Below are 17,457 nucleotides of genomic sequence, written 5' to 3' on the forward strand. Positions count from 1 at the left end.
CGGTGCTCAAAATTAACAATATCCACAAGCAGCGACACGCCGCCCGGCCTCTTCTGCCAGGCCGGCAACCCGGCAAAAACCAGCATGAGTGAGGCATCCGTCCAAAACCTGAGCCAGGACTTGTGGCAAAGCTGCGTCGACCATCTGGCGCAGGAATTACCCGAGCAGCAGTTCAACACCTGGATCCGTCCCTTGGTGGTCAACGTCGCGGCCGACCTCTCCAAAGTCACCGTTCTGGTGGGCAATCGCTTCAAGCTGGACTGGGTGCGCGCACAGTACGCCGGCCGTATTTCAGCCCTGCTCGAGAAGATTTCCGGCCAGAGCATACCGCTTGAGTTAGCGCTCGCTCCTCGTGAAGCGCCCGTAAAATCTGCATCATTGATTCGCAGCTTCGAAGGCTCGAATATTCCCGAGCCGGTCGGCCTGGGCGTGCCCGAAGAAGCCGCCGGCGCGCCGTTTAAAAACCGCCTCAACAGCGCGCTGACCTTCGACACCCTGATTGAAGGCACGGCCAACCGCATGGGCCGTGCCGCCGCGCTGCATGTTTCCAGCAGCCTGGGCCAGCTTTACAACCCGCTTTTTATCTACGGCGGCGTCGGTTTGGGCAAGACCCATCTGATGCACGCCATCGGCAATAAACTGCTGGCCGACAACCCCAACGCCAAAGTTCTCTACATCCACGCTGAACAGTTTGTTTCAGATGTGGTTAAAGCTTACCAGCGCAAGACTTTTGATGAATTCAAGGAGCGTTACCACTCCCTGGATTTGCTGCTGATTGACGACGTCCAGTTCTTCGCCAACAAGGACCGCACCCAGGAAGAGTTTTTTAACGCTTTCGAGGCCTTGCTGACCAAAAAGTCGCACATTGTGATGACCAGCGACACTTATCCCAAGGGCCTCACGGATATCCACGAGCGCCTGGTGTCGCGCTTCGATTCCGGCCTCACGGTCGCCATCGAGCCGCCCGAACTCGAAATGCGCGTCGCCATCCTGATCCGCAAGGCCGAGGCCGAAGGCGCCTCCATGCCCGAAGAAGTCGCCTTCTTCGTCGCCAAGAACGTGCGCTCCAATGTGCGCGAGCTCGAAGGCGCGCTGCGCAAGATCCTGGCCTACTCCCGCTTCAACCTCAAGGAAATCTCCATCCAGCTGGCCCGGGAGGCCCTGCGCGACCTGCTGTCCATCCAGAACCGGCAGATCAGCGTCGAGAACATCCAGAAAACCGTCGCCGACTATTACAAGATCAAGGTCGCCGACATGTATTCCAAGAAACGGCCCGCCAGCATCGCCCGGCCGCGCCAGATCGCCATGTATTTAGCCAAGGAACTGACCCAGAAGAGCCTGCCCGAGATCGGCGAGCTCTTTGGGGGCCGCGACCACACCACGGTGCTGCACGCCGTCCGCAAGATGTCCGCAGAGCGCCAGCAGATGACCGAACTCAACCAGCAGCTGCATGTGCTGGAGCAGACCCTGAAGGGCTGAAAGCGCTCCCTCTATATGGCACCCATCGCAAATATGGCAAATGAATCCTTTAGCGCTCAGTTTTTCAGGCCCAATCCCCGGCTTAAATGCCTTCGCAACAAGTTTGGGGACAACTTTTGAACAACCCATGGTTTATCCACAGAAGCAGATGACAATCGAAAGTTGTTCATATCCGGCAGCAGGCTTCCACGGTATCTGGACACATGGTTAAACAAACGCCAAGTGGTTGATCAAAAAGGGGAAAATGGCGCTATCCACAGATTGGCGCTGCCCTTATCTACTACTACTAATTTGAATTAAAGAATTAAAGATATATACAGAGGAAGTCATGATCGTTCTGAAAGCAACCCAGGATAAAGTTTTGTCGGTACTGCAATCGGTCGCCGGCATCGTTGAGCGCAGGCACACCTTGCCGATTCTGGCCAACGTCCTGATCCGCAAAACCGGCGCTCAAGTGCAGCTCACCACCAGCGACCTCGAAATCCAGATCCGCACCACGGCCGAGCTCGACGGCGATGCCGGCAACTTCACCACCACCGTGGGTGCCCGCAAGCTCATCGACATCCTGCGTTCCATGCCCAGCGACCAGACCGTCTCGCTCGAGTCCTCGCAGAACAAGCTGATCCTCAAGGGCGGCAAAAGCCGCTTCACGCTGCAGACCCTGCCCGCCGAAGACTTCCCCCTGGTCCAGGAAGCCGCCAACTTCGGCCCCGGCTTCTCGGTGCCGCAAAAGGTGCTCAAGGAGCTGCTCAACCAGGTCTCCTTCGCCATGGCCGTCCATGACATCCGCTACTACCTCAACGGCATCCTGTTCGTCGCCGAAGGCAAGCAGCTGAGCCTGGTCGCCACCGACGGCCACCGCCTGGCTTTTTCCTCGGCCATGCTCGACGTCGAAGTGCCCAAGCAGGAAGTCATCCTTCCGCGCAAGACGGTGCTCGAAATGCAGCGCCTGCTCAGCGACAAAGAGGGCGCCATCGAGATGCAGTTCGCCGGCAACCAGGCCAAGTTCAGCTTTGAAGGCATGGAGTTCGTCACCAAGCTGGTCGAAGGCAAGTTCCCCGACTACAACCGCGTGATCCCCAAGAACCACAAAAACATCATTACCCTGGGCCGCGTGCCCCTGCTGGCCAGCCTGCAGCGCACCGCGATTTTGACCAGCGAGAAGTTCAAGGGTGTGCGCCTGAACATCGAGCCCGGCACCCTGCGCGTGGCCTCCAACAATGCCGAGCAGGAAGAAGCCGTCGACGAGCTCGACATCGACTACGGCGGCGACGCCATCGAAATCGGCTTCAACGTCACCTACCTGATCGACGCCCTGGCCAATATGGACCAGGACATGGTGAAGATCGAACTGGCTGACTCCAACAGCTCCGCGCTGCTGACCATCCCCGACGATGCGGCCTTCAAATACGTGGTGATGCCGATGCGCATCTAGCGCACAGCACACCTCCAGAACCCAGACAGACCCGCGACCTTCCGCGGGTTTGGTCATTCAAGAGATTGAAGAAATCGAAGCAATTCGATAAATGATCGATAAAAAGATCGGAAGAGAAGCCGGATATGACTGAAGAAAACAAAGTGAACGAAGCCGAACAGGTGCATGTGTCCGAAGGCGCAGCCACCGAGGAAAGCTCCAATTTCCAGCCCAAGATCGACACCAACCAGGCCGGCGCGTCCGAAGCCTATGGTGAAGGCTCCATCCAGATCCTCGAAGGCCTGGAAGCCGTGCGCAAGCGCCCCGGCATGTACATCGGCGACACTTCCGACGGCACCGGCCTGCACCACCTGGTCTTCGAGGTCGTCGACAACTCAATCGACGAAGCCCTGGCCGGCCATTGCGACGACATCGTCGTCACCATCCACACCGACAACTCCGTCAGCGTCACCGACAACGGCCGCGGCATCCCCACCGGCATCAAGATGGACGACAAGCACGAGCCCAAACGCTCGGCCGCTGAAATCGCCCTGACCGAGCTGCATGCCGGCGGCAAGTTCAACCAGAACAGCTACAAGGTCTCCGGCGGCCTGCACGGCGTCGGCGTGAGCTGCGTCAACGCACTCAGCAAGATGCTGCGCCTGACGATCCGCCGCGACGGCAAGGTCCACGTCATGGAGTTCTCGCGCGGCTTCGTGCAGAACCGCATCATCGAACAGGTCGACGGCATCGACGTGTCACCCATGAAGGTCATGGACGCCACCGACAAGCGCGGCACCGAAGTCCACTTCCTGCCCGACACCGACATCTTCAAAGAGAACAACGATTTCCACTACGAAATCCTCAGCAAGCGCCTGCGCGAACTGAGCTTCCTTAACAACGGCGTGCGCATTCGCCTGAAAGACGAGCGCACCGGCAAGGAAGACGACTTCTCCGGCGCCGGCGGTGTGCGCGGCTTTGTGGATTTCATCAACAAAGGCAAGACCATCCTGAACCCCAACGTCTTCGCGGCGATGGGCGACCGCCAGAGCGACCAGGGCACCAACATCGGCGTCGAAGTCGCCATGCAGTGGAACAGCGGCTACAGCGAACAGGTGCTGTGCTTCACCAACAACATTCCCCAACGCGACGGCGGCACCCACCTGACCGGCCTGCGCGCCGCCATGACCCGCGTCATCAACAAATACATCGACGACAGCGAGCTGGCCAAAAAAGCCAAGGTCGAGGTCACCGGCGACGACATGCGCGAAGGCCTGTGCTGCGTGCTCAGCGTCAAGGTGCCCGAGCCCAAGTTCAGCAGCCAGACCAAGGACAAGCTGGTCTCCAGCGAAGTGCGCGGCCCGGTTGAAGACATCGTCAGCCGCCTGCTGCACGACTACCTGCAGGAACGCCCCAACGACGCCAAGATCATCGTCGGCAAGATCATCGAAGCCGCGCGTGCCCGCGAAGCCGCGCGCAAGGCCCGCGACATGACGCGCCGCAAAGGCGTGCTCGACGGCATGGGCCTGCCCGGCAAGCTCGCCGACTGCCAGGAAAAAGACCCCGCCATGTGCGAGATCTACCTGGTCGAGGGTGACTCCGCCGGCGGCTCCGCCAAGCAGGGCCGCGACCGTAAGTTCCAGGCCATCCTGCCCCTGCGCGGCAAGATCCTCAACGTCGAAAAAGCCCGCTATGAAAAGCTGCTGACCAGCAATGAAATCCTGACGCTGATCACCGCCTTGGGCACCGGCATCGGCAAGGCCGGCGGCGTCGGCGGCACGGCCGGCACCGACGACTTCAACGTTGCCAAGCTGCGCTACCACCGCATCATCATCATGACCGACGCCGACGTTGACGGCGCCCACATCCGCACGCTGCTGCTGACCTTCTTCTACCGCCAGATGCCCGAGCTCGTCGAGCGCGGCCACATCTACATCGCCCAGCCGCCCCTCTACAAGGTCAAGGCCGGCAAAGAAGAGCAGTACCTCAAGGACACGGCCGCCCTCGACGGCTTCCTGCTGCGCATCGCCCTCAAGGACGCCAGCGTGCAGACCGGCCCCGACGAAAAATCCACCCTCACCGGCGACACCCTGGCCGAGCTGGCCCGCAAACACCAGCTCGCCGAATCCGTCATTGCTCGCCTGCGCGGCTTTATGGATGCCGAAGCCCTGCGCGCCATCGCCGACGGCGTGAGCCTGAACCTCGACACCGTGGCCGACGCTGAAGTTTCCGCCGTCGCCCTGCAGGCCAAGCTGCGTGAACTCAACACCACCGGCACGCCCGCCGAAGTGGCCGGCGAGTTCGACACCCGCAACGACAAGCCCATCCTGCGCATCAGCCGCCGCCACCACGGCAACGTCAAGAGCAGCGTGCTGACACAAGACTTTGTGCACGGCGCCGACTACGCCACCCTGGCCGAAGCCGCCGCCACCTTCCGCGGCCTGATCAGCGAAGGCGCGAAAGTTATGCGCGGCGAAGGCGAACGCCAGAAGGAAGAAAAGATCAGCGACTTCCGCCAGGCCATGGCATGGCTCATCGGCCAGGCCGAAAACGCCACGGCACGCCAGCGCTACAAAGGCCTGGGCGAGATGAACCCCGCCCAGCTCTGGGAAACCACCATGGACCCGACCGTGCGCCGCCTGCTACGCGTGCAGATCGACGACGCCATCGAAGCCGACCGCGTCTTCACCATGCTGATGGGCGACGAGGTCGAGCCGCGCCGCGAGTTCATTGAGCAGAACGCGCTGCGCGCCGCCAACATCGACGTTTAAGCCAACAAACGCCAACCAGCCTTTTGATACCCATGACCGAAGAAATCACAACAGCAACTGCAGCAGCAGCATCCACCGAACGCCCGGCGCTGCCCGACCACCTCTCGACCGACGAGCGCAGCCCGCATTTCGTCAAAGCCATCTTCGAACACGACGTCGGCATACGCTTTAACGACAAAGAACGTTTTGACGTCGCCGAATACTGCATCAGCGAAGGCTGGATCAAGGTCCCCGTCGGCAACAAGGTCGACCGCAAAGGCAACCCCTTCATGATCAAGCTCAAAGGCAAGGTCGAGTCGTTTTATAAATAAGTAGGTAAGCGAACAACAAGGCCTGGCCCGCTCGGTGCATTCGCTGATCGGACCTTGATGAACACCATGAGTGAGCTCTCACATGAGTCCATTCATGGTGTTTTTCTTTGCATGAACAACAACAAACACAACGACGGCAAGCTATGAGCAGCAACTGCATCGCCGTCATCGACTTCGAAACCACAGGCCTCTCGCCGGCGATGGGCGACCGTGCGACGGAAATCGCCATCGTGCTGGTGGACCAGGCCAGCGGCAAAGTGGTCGACAGCTTCCAGAGCCTCATGAACGCCGGGCGCTACATCCCGTCCTTTGTCGAAAGCCTGACCGGCATCAGCAACGCCATGGTCGCCGCCGCACCCGCGGCCGATACCGTGATGAGGGAAGCCAGCCGCTTTGTCGCTAACGCCCCCATGGTGGCCCACAACGCTTCTTTTGACCGCCGCTTCTGGGAAGCCGAGCTGGGCCTGGCAGGGGAGAAGGCAGCCAGCCAACCCTTTGCCTGCACCATGCTGGTCGCCAGAAGGCTGTACCCCCAGGCGCCCAGCCACAAGCTAGGCGTGCTGATCGACTACCACCGCCTGCCCAAAGCCGGCCGCGCCCACAGGGCCATGGCCGATGCGGAGATGGCGGCATCCTTGTTGGGGCAGATCCAGGATGACTTGCGCAGCCGACACCGGGTGGCCAGGCCTGACCATGGTTTGTTGCTGGCGTTGCAGCGGTGTGCCAAGCCGGGGGTGGGGGCGTTGATGGCTAGGTACGCCGATACGTGAATATTGGCGTCTGGATGAGATAGCTTGTGAGCTCTAGGGGCTATGGATTACTATGCGATGGTTATGCGTAATCAAGCGCTTTTCCTTTGAGCCTAAGCCGCAGAAGGTCGTCCGCAGACGGTTGACGTGAAGGCGTGGGCTAATACGCTCAGCGGCGTGATGAGCACCTGATTTTGCCAATGCCGAAATTGGAATGAGCCTCTGATAAGCAGGTCACGCGGCAAGTATTCACTGTTCAGAAATTTTCACGCGTATCTCTATAAAGATGCCATGTGGGAGGGGATATGGAACGAAAACGAGCAGAGCGCAAGATGGAAGAAGATTGTTTGGTTGCGCCCGAGGAAAGCATCCCAGAAATCCTTGATCTAGCCGTTAAAAAGAAAAAGAGACTGATTCAGCTACCTTCAAGCAACACAACTAAGCAAGCGTACGCAACGCATGGTGGGGCTTACTATGTTGGTGATTCGGTTAAGTTACTTAGCTCGGATGCGTTTAAGAAAGTTAAGGGAAAAGTTCAACTTCTTTTAACTTCACCACCCTATCCCCTGAATGACAAAAAGAGCTATGGCAACTTAAAAGGCGACGACTACTTAAAGTGGTTCACGGAGTTAGCGCCCGTTTTTTCAGAAATGTTGGCGCCAAATGGTTCGATAGTCATTGAGCTCGGAAATAGCTGGGAACCTGGAAGACCTGTTCAATCGCTTTTGCATTTGGAAGCGCTTCTTGGTTTTGCTAAACATCCCACCGCTGGCCTTCGTCTTATTCAGCAATTTGTTTGCTACAACCCATCGCGTCTGCCGTCTCCGGCATCTTGGGTTACGGTTGACCGCATAAGAACGGTTGATAGCTTCACACACGTATGGTGGCTTGCGAAGTCAGATTTCCCCAAGGCTGATAACACGAAGGTCCTGAGGCCCTATAGCAATGCAATGAAGAGCCTCCTAAAAAAGGGAGCCTACAACGCAGGACGCCGGCCATCTGCACACCAAATTAGCGATACGGGTTTTCTGAAAGATCAGGGCGGCTCGATCGCGCATAACTTTTTTGAACTGGAAAGTATGCAAGATGGAAGAATCGTTCGATTGCCGAATGCCTTTTCGCTTGCAAATAATTCCTCGACAGATTTTTTTCACAAGGCTTGCAAGAAGGCAAAAATCACACCCCACCCAGCACGCATGCCCGGTGGGCTAGCTTCCTTCTTCATTCAGTATCTAACCGATGAAAGAGATTTGGTGTTGGACCCATTTGGAGGGAGTAACACAACAGGATATATGTCTGCACTGCTGGGGCGCCAATGGCTAAGCATTGACGCTCAGCGCGAGTTTGTTCGGCAATCTAAATTGCGATTCAAGGATCCCTTGTTGTCGGAAAAAGAAGGAGGTCTCAAATGAGCGTAGCGGAAAAGTTAGGTGGCATCGATCTTTTCAAACGGAGCTCGCAAGGCAACGATTGGGAGTGGGATACAGGGGCGTTCGTAGGACGCCCTTTTCATTTGGATTTTTCAACAGCAAAAATAGTCGTTGGAGATGCGTGGAAGGAGAAGGCAAAAGGGATTCCGCAAGGATGCTTTTTGCTTGCCTACTATGACTGTGACCCCGGGCAGCCTCATTTGGAAGAAGCTCTTCTCCTTAGGGTCCGTGAACCTGCCCCTCTTCCCACTGAGCGGGACGTCGTTGGGGCGATGGTCGAGTATTACAAAGAGAATATTCGAACGGGCAGCACTATGGGAAGTAAGTTAGACCAATTCACACGGTATGACTTTTCATTCAGTGGGCTATCTTGTTCCATCTTGGGATGTTTTTATCTGGATGATGGAAAGTTGAGATTCGGCGCCGACGTGGAAAATTTCTTCAGCGCTCACAACTACTCCGTTGTGAAACCAACGTCTGATTTACTGAAATTTATCGTTAATTTCAGAGAGGTTGGTGTTCCAGGAGGATCCGGAGACATTCGCATCGGACATGTTCGTTACAGCTCAAGCAGGCGCTTCAAAGCCGCGGAAAAGGAGGTTCCTATCTATGTGAAGGCAACCGACTTTGCGGGAAAGAGGACGGGTCTGTTTGGCATGACGCGTACAGGTAAGTCCAACACGATAAAAAAAATCATCCAGGCAAATGAGCAGATAAGCGAACAAGCTGCGTTGGTTCTTGACGTGGCGAAAGAGTCCGTTGAAGAGGTCGTTAAACCATTTACCGCCGATGGCTCACCGAAATATCCTGTCGGCCAGCTGGTGTTCGATATGAACGGTGAGTACGCCAACGCGAACCTTCAAGACGCGGGGACTGCGATTTTTGATTTGTACAAGGAAAAAACAGAGCGCTATTCAATAGTCGAGAAAGACGGCTTTAAGGTCTTAAAGGTCAATTTTTATAAAGAAGTATCGAGTGGCTTCGAACTCATTCGGTCGCACCCAAGCGTGGCGGACGACGGCACTCGATTCATGGCTGCATTTAGATCGGTTGTTCTTGAAAAACCGGAAGACTACAACACCGATGTCTCAGCTAAAACCCGATATGACCGGAGACTTTCGGTTTATCACGCGATATTGCATCGCGCGGGTTTTAAAGCGCCAACTGGATTCCAGTTGAAGTTCACAGCCAATGCTGAAGTTCGTAAGCTAGTAAATGATCAAGTGGACCCCGGGAAGGGGCTGTCTCTAGCGGAAATCGCTGACTGGTGGGAGCGATTCTGGAAAATTTATGATGATGACGACACGGGACTTTTCGCGAAGTACAAGAAGGATAAGGGCGGTAAGGAATGGGCCGATGACGATCTAAAAGCGTTGCTAGTCATGATGACTAGGGCTAGAAAATCCGGGAACGGACCGGATTGTTCTGGATACCTTGCGTTGAGGGGCCTCACCGCACTTCACACCAGCGTTGATCAGGCGCCATTTGAAGAGGACATTCTTTCAAATCTTCGGAAGGGAAGGATCGTAATTGTGGACCTTTCAAGTGGTGAGGAAGAGTTGCAGCGCATGTACTCAGAACGAATTAGCCGTCATGTGTTCCGCGACTCAATGAGGCGGTTTACGTCTAACCTGCCAAATAACTTCGTCCAGTTCTATTTCGAAGAGGCACACAACTTGTTTCCTAAGCAAGCGGATAAAGATCTCTCGCAGATTTATAACCGTTTGGCGAAGGAAGGAGCGAAGTTGCAGCTGGGTTTGGTGTTTGCGACTCAGGAGGTGAGTTCTATAAGCGGCAATATTCTAAAAAATACACAGAATTGGTTCATCTCTCATTTGAATAACGCGGATGAAATTCGCGAGCTAAAAAAATACTACGACTTCAGCGATTTTGGTGACTCACTTCTCAAGTTCAGTCAAGAAACAGATAAAGGTTTTGCGCGCGTAAAAACTTATAGCAACGCGTTTGTCATCCCCATGCAAGTAGACAGGTTTGCCCCGGAGTCGAAATGACCTACTCCAGCCCTGGGCCGAAGCCAATTGAATATGCGTCCAAGGCGGCACATCATCACATCATTAATGATGTGCGGGTGCAGGCGCTAGTCGGAAAATTGCATATTCCACCGACGGTTTCATTGGACTCAATTTCTGACTATTCGATACCGTTTCAGCCGATAGAGACTAGCATCACTGATGTATTTGCAATTGATGGTGGATATACGGAATCCCCGCTAAAACAGGGATTTCCTGGCTCGGCGATGCATTTCTTTCAGTTTGGGGCGGTGCACTTTACGCTCGAGGCACTACGTAAGTTAGAAGTCTCGCGTCACCCCGACCCCGATGACATGGCGCGGCTAAAGAATATTGACCGCGTGAAATTTCCACTGCCCACTCTTAACACGCGGCGGAATGATTGCGAATCACTTGTGGATTCTGTACGGCTTACTTTGCATGAGTTTCTTTGCGCGGAGAAGTTGGGCGAATCAATGCCTCTAATGGACACTCTCGCGTGGTTCTTGTTTCGTCAATACAAAGGTGCCGCTCGTTCAATCGAAGAGGGCGAGTACGAGCTCACCAGTTTGCCGCATGGTGAAGGTGGATTCGTTTTCAAAGAGCTGGATATGAAGTCTGGCTATACGTTCCAAGATCAGACCGGTGCGACGCTTTATTTAATAGATGCTTTCCGTCTTCACGAACGTATTGACGAGCAGACGGGTGCTGCGGGCATATGTGGCTATGTCGCTGGAGTTGTGGAACATCTCATCCTTCTGCATTTGATTCGAAATTTAATGCGATTTGATGGAGGTATGCGCCGGTCCTTGATGATCATGGATCGGCCGACGGGTTTCTTTGGAAACACGTCTCGACTCATCATTCCAATGATGGATTTGATGTCTTGGCTTTTTAATTCGAGCGGGGTATTTCTTGCTGGACTTGAGAAGAGTGGCGCATTTGTTGAGCACGCGAGGCAGATTCAGCAAGTGATGCCTGCTAGTTCTTTTATCGTGCTGGGTAACTCGTATATTTATAAATACATAACACCTCCCTCTGCCGGTTTGACACGACCCTATGCAGTAACTTCCTACTATGGGCATAAAGTTATTTTTAAAACTCGAGGTGGGCAGATGTATGTTGTTTCCCTGCCCGTAGAGATGCTCAAACCAGAACCGGTTGAGGGAGATATACCAAATTTGCGGGCCATCCTCACGCACATCGAGCAACTCAAATGCGACATGTACGAGAACGCATTGTTGCCAATAGCGCTAGCTAACAAATTAGTTAGCTTAGCTGCGGTTCCCAGCAGCAAAATCTTAGAGAGTTTTGCTAAATCGTCGATCGCGTAGACGCGAAGCGTTGTGTTGTTGACATAACTGGGCGTGCGATGGCGAGTGGTTTGGACGGTGTATGGATTACCATGCCCTGGCCATGCAGCTGATGACTAAGCTGCAGGAATGGGATAAGTGATTTAAGGATGGGCGCGTGATCCACGGATTTTCTTCTGGTTGAGGCGCTAGATAAAAAGAGGCAGTTGATGGATTGGTCCCGAGAGGAAGTCGAAATTGTTGTCGCCGACTACCTGGCGATGCTGGCTGCCCACTTTTCGGGACAACAAGTCAATAAAGCCCAGCGACGGAGTGAGTTACTTCCTAAGCTCGCTGGGCGCAACGATGCGTCAGTCGAAAGAAAACGCGCAAATATCAGTGCGGTGGTCGAGAAGCTTGGTTTTCACTATTTGCCTGGCTATAAGCCATTGTGGAATTACCAAAGACTTCTTGATTCCGTCGTACCCGAACAAATCGCCGCAGCACCATGGCTTGATGAAGCCGCACTAGCAGCAGTCCAATTGCCAGCACTGCCCCAGATACCAACAGACTTCGCGAACGTAATAAGTGAGCCCCCAAAACTAGCGCCACGTGCAAAGGAGCCTGCCTACGCGTTTACGCCTATCCGCAGGGATTACCTTGAGCGCGAAGCTAGAAACCGATCTCTTGGTCGGGCTGGTGAGGAGTTTGTTTTGGAGTACGAGCGCTGGCGATTACGCCAATTCGGGGAAGCTCGGCTTGCTGCAAAGGTCGATTGGGTATCTACAACCAAAGGTGATGGCCTTGGCTACGACATCCATTCATTTAATGCGAGTGGCGAAGACAAATTCATAGAAGTGAAGACCACAGCATTTGGTGTGGCAACTCCGTTTTTTATTACCAACTCGGAACTGGCATTTGCGCGACTCAATGAAAGCCAGTTCCACATTTACCGTGTGTTTGAGTTCCGATTGAAGCCGAGAGCCTTTTCGCTTCAAGGCGATCCGGCGGCTCATTGCATTCTTGACCCTGTTTCTTATCGCGCTAGCTTCGGCTGAAAGAAACGTGTCCCGGAGGCCTTGATCACAAGTCGTGAAACCTATTAAAGCCCGCCGAACGGCGGGCATATTCATTGCAAATGGCTGGGTCGCTCGCTAAGCTTTTCTCTCCCAACCAACAAGGACAAAGCCCGTGCCCAACACCCCCGCCCTCCCCGAAAGCATCATCTCCCACGTCTCCATAGGCACCAACGACTTCCCGCGCGCCAGGGCCTTCTACACGGCCGTGCTGGGCGCGCTGGGGATCAAGGTGATCATGGAGCACCCCGGGGCCATCGCGTTTGGCCGCGCGTATCCGGAGTTCTGGGTCGGTGTGCCGCATGACGGGGGCAAGGCGCATGTGGGCAATGGCTCGCACTTTGGCTTCCTGGCTGTGTCCCAGGCCCAGGTCGATGCCTTTTATGCCAAGGCGCTGGAGCTGGGTGGGCAGGGGGCTGGCGCGCCGGGGCCGCGGCCGATGTATGGGCCGCAGTACTACGGCTGTTTTGTGCGAGACCTGGATGGGCACAAGATCGAGGCGCAGTTTTCGGACATGTCCGCTGCGGGCTGACTGACGGATTAATAAGCGCCGGGCCTCGCCTTGTCGCGCGGGGGTACGGGGCGCTGTCTGACACCGTCGGGTTTTCGGGGTTTCCAGAATGGGTTGATACGGGCCGGCTTTCCAGCATCGCCGGCGTGTGTTCAACCCTTTTTCTTCTTCTGGAGGCCTCCATCATGGAATCTTCTTCGCTTCGCCCGCTGGCGATTGTCACGGGCGCTTCTTCGGGCATTGGCTACCACCTGGCCCAATGCGCGGCCCAGGACGGCTTTGATCTGGTGATCGCGGCGGACCAGCCGCTGGATGCCGCCGTGCTGGACTTTAGTGCGCTGGGCGCGCAGGTGGATGCGGTGCAGGTTGACCTGGCCACACGCGAGGGCCTGGAGGCCTTGCTGGCGGCCGTGCGGGGCCGCACGGTGGACGCGCTGCTGGCCAATGCCGGGCACGGCCTGGGCCACGGCTTCCTGGACCAGGATTTTGCCGAGGTGCTGCATGTGATCAACACCAATATCTCGGGCACGATTTATTTGGTGCAAAAGGTGGGGCAGGCGATGCGCCAGCAGGGCCGGGGCCGCATCCTGCTGACGGGTTCGATCGCGGGCTTTACGCCGGGCAGCTTCCAGGCGGTCTACAACGGCAGCAAGGCCTTTATCGATTCGTTCGCGGCGGCGCTGCGCAACGAGCTCAAGGACACGGGCATCACGGTGAGCTGTTTGATGCCGGGCCCGACGGACACGGAGTTCTTTGCCCGGGCCGGCATGCTGGACACCAAGGTCGCGACCGACAGCAAGATGGACCCGGCCGAGGTCGCGAAGATCGGCTTCAAGGCGATGATGGACGGCGAGGCCGACGTGGTGGCGGGCCTGAAGAACAAGCTGGAGGTGGCGATGGCCAAGGTCACGCCCTCGCAGGTCTCGGCCGAGCAGCACCGCAAGATCGCCGAGCCGGGCACGGCGACGCAGGCTGAACACGCCTGAACTTTTTCTCAAACCCCTTCACAAGGAGACACACACCATGGCGAACAAACCCGGCAAACCGAATATCCAGCGCAGCGTGGGCATCAGCGGCACCGCTGCCGACCCGACCATTGAGCAGGAAGACACCAACACCGGCACCAACACCGACCCCAAGGCCTCATCAGGCCACGGCGGCAAGGTCGAGAACGACTTCAACCAGATGGGCGAACAAAAGCCCACGCAGAAGAACGAAGGCCAGCGCACGGCCAACAGCCGCAGCGACCGGGAGTCGCATGTGGGCGGCAGCAACCAGCTGCAGTCGCGCCGGGGCACGACGGGGCGCTGAGGCGTGAGCGTGGAAATTTTCAATCACCACAGCGGCGACCACCTGGCGCTGGACAGCGCGAAGATCTACTTTGAGGTCCGTGGCGACAGCACGGACCCGCCGCTGCTGTTCCTGCACGGCGGGCTGGGCACCATGAAGGACTTCAACGATGTGCTGCCGCGGCTGGCGAAGCGTTTCAGGGTGATAGGCCTGGACAGCCGCGGCCACGGCAAGTCAACGCTGGGAACGGCGGCGATGAGCTACCAGCGGCTGGCGCTTGACGCCGCCGGCGTGCTGCGGCACCTGGGCGTTGAGCGCTACAGCGTGGTGGGTTTCAGCGACGGCGGCATCACGGCCTTGCGCATGGCCGCGCAGGCGGATGCGCGTATCGACCGGCTGGTGGCCATAGGCACCGACAAGATGCTCAAGCCCGACGACCCGGTGCGCAAGCTGCTGGCCGGCGTCACGGCGGAAAGCTGGACGAAAAAATTTCCCGAGACGGTGACGCTGTACCAGGCGCTCAACCCGCAACCCGACTTCAAGGCGCTGGTCAATGCCGTCGTGCCGATGTGGCTGGACGACAGCGGCAACGGCTACCCCGGCGACAGCGTCAGGCGGATACGCTGCCCCGTGCTGGCGGTTCGCGGCGATGAAGACCCCCTGGTGTCGCGCGCCAGCGTGTTCGAGCTTGTGGAGCAGGTGCGCGGCGCGAAACTGCTGAACATTCCCTTCGCGGGCCATGAGGCGCACAAGGACCAGGCGGAGCTGGTGATGGCGAGCGTGAACCGCTTCCTGGAATGAGGGCTTCCGGGGCGCATCTTTACCTGGCGCTGAGGCATTTCCTTACAAACCGCAACGCGGCAGACGCACAGCCCTAAGCCGGGCGGCGCAGCATCAAACCCTTGTTGATTTGTTGTTGCTGATGGAGTGCCTGCCATGAAGAAGATTGCCGACTTTCTGTTCCGCCCGCGCTACCTGCGCGCCATCCCCTCACTGGTGGTGCTGACCACCGCCATGGCCTGGGGTGTGGCGCCTGACCCGGACGCGATGGACACGGCGCAGAAGGCGGAGAAGCGGGCGGGCGTGAGCCTGTCGCTGAACCATGCGGCCATGGGCAGCAGCCCCAAGGACATGGCGCTGGACAAGCCCGAACAGGCCTGAGCCGCCCGCCTTCTCAAAGGTTCAAGGCTTTGCCGCAATCACCCATCGGCTGATCTTGCCGACCACGTCGGTCTCGAGGCCGTTGAAGCCGTGGTAGGCCATGGCCTCGCAGGGGTCACCCCGGCTCTGGCCGCCGCTTACGCTGATGAGTTCGGCTTTCGGGGTTTTGGCGAGCTTCTCCATCAACATCGGCATGTCGCTGAAAAGGCAGACCTTGCAGCCGTCGTTTTCATGGTGGACCACGAGCACGGGGATGGCGAGTTTTTCGAGCGGCATTTGGGGCACGGCGCGGCCCTTGGGGTCGACCAGGATGGTGGAGGTCAGCACCAGGCCGTCGGGGCCGCCCTGGGCTGGTGTGGCCTCGGTGGCGATGTAGGCGGCCGACTGGGTGCCGCGGCTGGTGCCGACCAGCCATACAGGCACGGGTGATTGCTGTTTCAGCCAGGCAATGAGGGCCAGCACGTCGGCACTGTGTTCCGGCTTTTGCCGGTTGCCGCTCAGGTAGGGCGGCGACTGTTTGTCGGAGGGCGCGTCGATGACGGCGACGGCCAGGCCGGCATCGGCGAACTGCTGGCGCGTGCGCACCAGGAAGTTGCCGCCGCCCCCGGCGAAGCCGCCGCCGTCGGTAATCTGCAGGCCGCCATGGCCGCCGGCCATCAGGATGACAGAGGCCTTGGGCGGGCCCGAGGGGGCGATGTAGACAAACCGCTGGGTGACGCCGGGACGCGTGGGAATATCGACGACGCGGGGCGCTGCCGCGCTTTGCGCAAAAGCGGACTGGCCAGCCAGGGTCAGCAGCAGGCCGGCGGCGAGGGCGCGTAAGAGGTGTCTGCGTGGCATGGGCGCTTTCCGGGGCAGGGGTTGCCGCCAATATAGCCGCTGCGGCCCGGCCCGTGAGCGGGGTTTGCACGCAGTGGCGGCGCTTCCTACAATGGCCCGTATATGAACGCCGCCATGCCCCAACCCATCAGCGCCGCCAGCCCTTCCGTACAAGCCGCCCTGCTGGCCGGCGAGCCCGAACGGGCCGCCTACCGCGACTACGCCCAGCCCGGCCTCGACAGGGTGCGCACTTTCTATCGCAACAACCACCAGCACCAGACGCTGGACTTTGTACTGGCCAAAAAGGCGCAGTGGCTGGGCTTCACGCAGCGCGAAATGACACCCTGGGCCGCGCTGGAATTCCTCAACACCCTGGTCGATGAGTCGGATCCCGACATCGAGCTGCCGCAGATCAGCCACTTGCTGCAGACCGCCGAAGCGATACGCGCCGACGGCCATCCGGACTGGTTTGTGCTGACAGGCTTTATCCACGACCTGGGCAAGGTGTTGTGCCTGTTCGGCGAGCCGCAATGGGCCGTGGTGGGGGATACCTTTCCGGTGGGGTGCCGGTTTTCAGACCGCATCGTCTATCCGGAGTACTTTGCGCTGAATACCGACAGCGCGGATGCGCGCTACAACAGTGAGAACGGCATTTATACGCCCGGCTGCGGGCTGGATGCGGTGCACATGTCGTGGGGGCATGACGAGTATTTGTACCAGCTGATGAAGCCGCACCTTCCCTTGCCGGCGCTGTACATGATCCGGTATCACTCGTTTTATGCGTGGCATAGGGAAGGGGGGTATGGGCATTTGACTGATGCCCAGGATGGGGCGAACCTCCCTTGGGTTCAGAGGTTCAATCCTTATGACCTTTATTCGAAGAATGAGCGGCCGCCGGTGTTGGCTGAACTCAAGTCTTTTTATGAGGACTTGATGGCTAAGTATTTGCCTTCTTCGCTCAAGCTGTAGTGGTTCTGGGTGTGTGCCATCTGCTTGGGCTTGCTGGCCGGGGGTAGCCCGGCGGCTACTCACTTTTCTTTTGCTTCGCCAAAAGAAAAGTAAGCAAAAGAAAAGGCGACCCTGGTTGCTGCGTCCCTTCGCTTCGCTGCGGGCAACCTGCGGTGCTCGGTTCAGGCGGGGTCTCG

The 17,457-nt window shown here is 57.6% G+C and carries 16 protein-coding genes; 15 read left to right on the forward strand and 1 reads right to left on the reverse strand.

The window, feature by feature from the left end; all coding sequences use genetic code 11:
* Nucleotides 1-84: 84 nt before the first annotated feature.
* From dnaA to AC1D1F_RS15505, 14 genes are all read left to right on the forward strand, one after another.
* Complete coding sequence (dnaA, locus tag AC1D1F_RS15440; protein ID WP_477655972.1) at nucleotides 85-1,479, forward strand: chromosomal replication initiator protein DnaA; 1,395 nt, start codon at nucleotides 85-87, stop codon at nucleotides 1,477-1,479.
* Between the two features lie 328 nt (nucleotides 1,480-1,807).
* Nucleotides 1,808-2,914 carry a DNA polymerase III subunit beta gene (gene dnaN / locus AC1D1F_RS15445; RefSeq protein WP_477655973.1) on the forward strand — a complete coding sequence of 369 codons (1,107 nt, stop codon included), beginning with the start codon at nucleotides 1,808-1,810 and terminating at the stop codon, nucleotides 2,912-2,914.
* A 125-nt stretch (nucleotides 2,915-3,039) separates the two neighbouring features.
* Nucleotides 3,040-5,664 carry a DNA topoisomerase (ATP-hydrolyzing) subunit B gene (gene gyrB / locus AC1D1F_RS15450; RefSeq protein WP_477700768.1) on the forward strand — a complete coding sequence of 875 codons (2,625 nt, stop codon included), beginning with the start codon at nucleotides 3,040-3,042 and terminating at the stop codon, nucleotides 5,662-5,664.
* 32 nt (nucleotides 5,665-5,696) lie between these two features.
* Nucleotides 5,697-5,975 carry a DUF3297 family protein gene (locus AC1D1F_RS15455; protein ID WP_477679074.1) on the forward strand — a complete coding sequence of 93 codons (279 nt, stop codon included), beginning with the start codon at nucleotides 5,697-5,699 and terminating at the stop codon, nucleotides 5,973-5,975.
* A gap of 143 nt (nucleotides 5,976-6,118) precedes the next feature.
* Nucleotides 6,119-6,745, forward strand: coding sequence for a 3'-5' exonuclease (locus tag AC1D1F_RS15460; protein WP_477697275.1), 627 nt, complete (start codon nucleotides 6,119-6,121; stop codon nucleotides 6,743-6,745).
* A 284-nt stretch (nucleotides 6,746-7,029) separates the two neighbouring features.
* Nucleotides 7,030-8,136: a DNA-methyltransferase gene (locus AC1D1F_RS15465; protein ID WP_477697276.1), complete on the forward strand. Its 1,107-nt coding sequence runs from the start codon at nucleotides 7,030-7,032 to the stop codon at nucleotides 8,134-8,136.
* Complete coding sequence (locus AC1D1F_RS15470) at nucleotides 8,133-10,166, forward strand: ATP-binding protein (protein WP_477677741.1); 2,034 nt, start codon at nucleotides 8,133-8,135, stop codon at nucleotides 10,164-10,166. Before AC1D1F_RS15465 ends, AC1D1F_RS15470 begins: the two co-directional genes overlap by 4 nt.
* On the forward strand, nucleotides 10,163-11,497 hold the full coding sequence (locus AC1D1F_RS15475) for a hypothetical protein (protein ID WP_477677742.1): 1,335 nt from the start codon (nucleotides 10,163-10,165) through the stop codon (nucleotides 11,495-11,497). Before AC1D1F_RS15470 ends, AC1D1F_RS15475 begins: the two co-directional genes overlap by 4 nt.
* Before the next feature lie 188 nt (nucleotides 11,498-11,685).
* Complete coding sequence (locus AC1D1F_RS15480) at nucleotides 11,686-12,513, forward strand: protein NO VEIN domain-containing protein (protein WP_477697277.1); 828 nt, start codon at nucleotides 11,686-11,688, stop codon at nucleotides 12,511-12,513.
* A 133-nt stretch (nucleotides 12,514-12,646) separates the two neighbouring features.
* The gene (locus AC1D1F_RS15485; protein ID WP_477677744.1) at nucleotides 12,647-13,063 is read left to right on the forward strand and encodes a VOC family protein; all 417 of its coding nucleotides are present in this window, start codon (nucleotides 12,647-12,649) and stop codon (nucleotides 13,061-13,063) included.
* A 164-nt stretch (nucleotides 13,064-13,227) separates the two neighbouring features.
* The gene (locus AC1D1F_RS15490; protein ID WP_477677745.1) at nucleotides 13,228-14,028 is read left to right on the forward strand and encodes an SDR family NAD(P)-dependent oxidoreductase; all 801 of its coding nucleotides are present in this window, start codon (nucleotides 13,228-13,230) and stop codon (nucleotides 14,026-14,028) included.
* A 109-nt stretch (nucleotides 14,029-14,137) separates the two neighbouring features.
* Entirely contained in the window at nucleotides 14,138-14,353 is a 216-nt protein-coding gene (locus tag AC1D1F_RS15495; RefSeq protein ID WP_477677750.1) for a hypothetical protein, read from the forward strand.
* A 9-nt stretch (nucleotides 14,354-14,362) separates the two neighbouring features.
* Nucleotides 14,363-15,133, forward strand: a complete 771-nt coding sequence (locus tag AC1D1F_RS15500) for an alpha/beta fold hydrolase (RefSeq protein ID WP_477697279.1) — start codon at nucleotides 14,363-14,365, stop codon at nucleotides 15,131-15,133.
* 135 nt (nucleotides 15,134-15,268) lie between these two features.
* Nucleotides 15,269-15,493: a hypothetical protein gene (locus AC1D1F_RS15505; RefSeq protein WP_477677747.1), complete on the forward strand. Its 225-nt coding sequence runs from the start codon at nucleotides 15,269-15,271 to the stop codon at nucleotides 15,491-15,493.
* Nucleotides 15,494-15,514: 21 nt separating this feature from the next.
* Here the strand turns inward: AC1D1F_RS15505 and AC1D1F_RS15510 are convergent, their stop codons facing one another.
* Entirely contained in the window at nucleotides 15,515-16,333 is an 819-nt protein-coding gene (locus AC1D1F_RS15510) for an alpha/beta hydrolase (protein ID WP_477677748.1), read from the reverse strand.
* Nucleotides 16,334-16,447: 114 nt separating this feature from the next.
* Here AC1D1F_RS15510 and AC1D1F_RS15515 point away from each other — a divergent pair, with 114 nt between their 5' ends.
* A complete protein-coding gene (locus tag AC1D1F_RS15515) occupies nucleotides 16,448-17,281 on the forward strand; it encodes an inositol oxygenase family protein (protein WP_477677749.1) in 834 nt (277 codons plus the stop codon).
* Nucleotides 17,282-17,457 lie beyond the last annotated feature (176 nt).

It is taken from the genome of Polaromonas sp. P1_H6 (assembly GCF_056405195.1).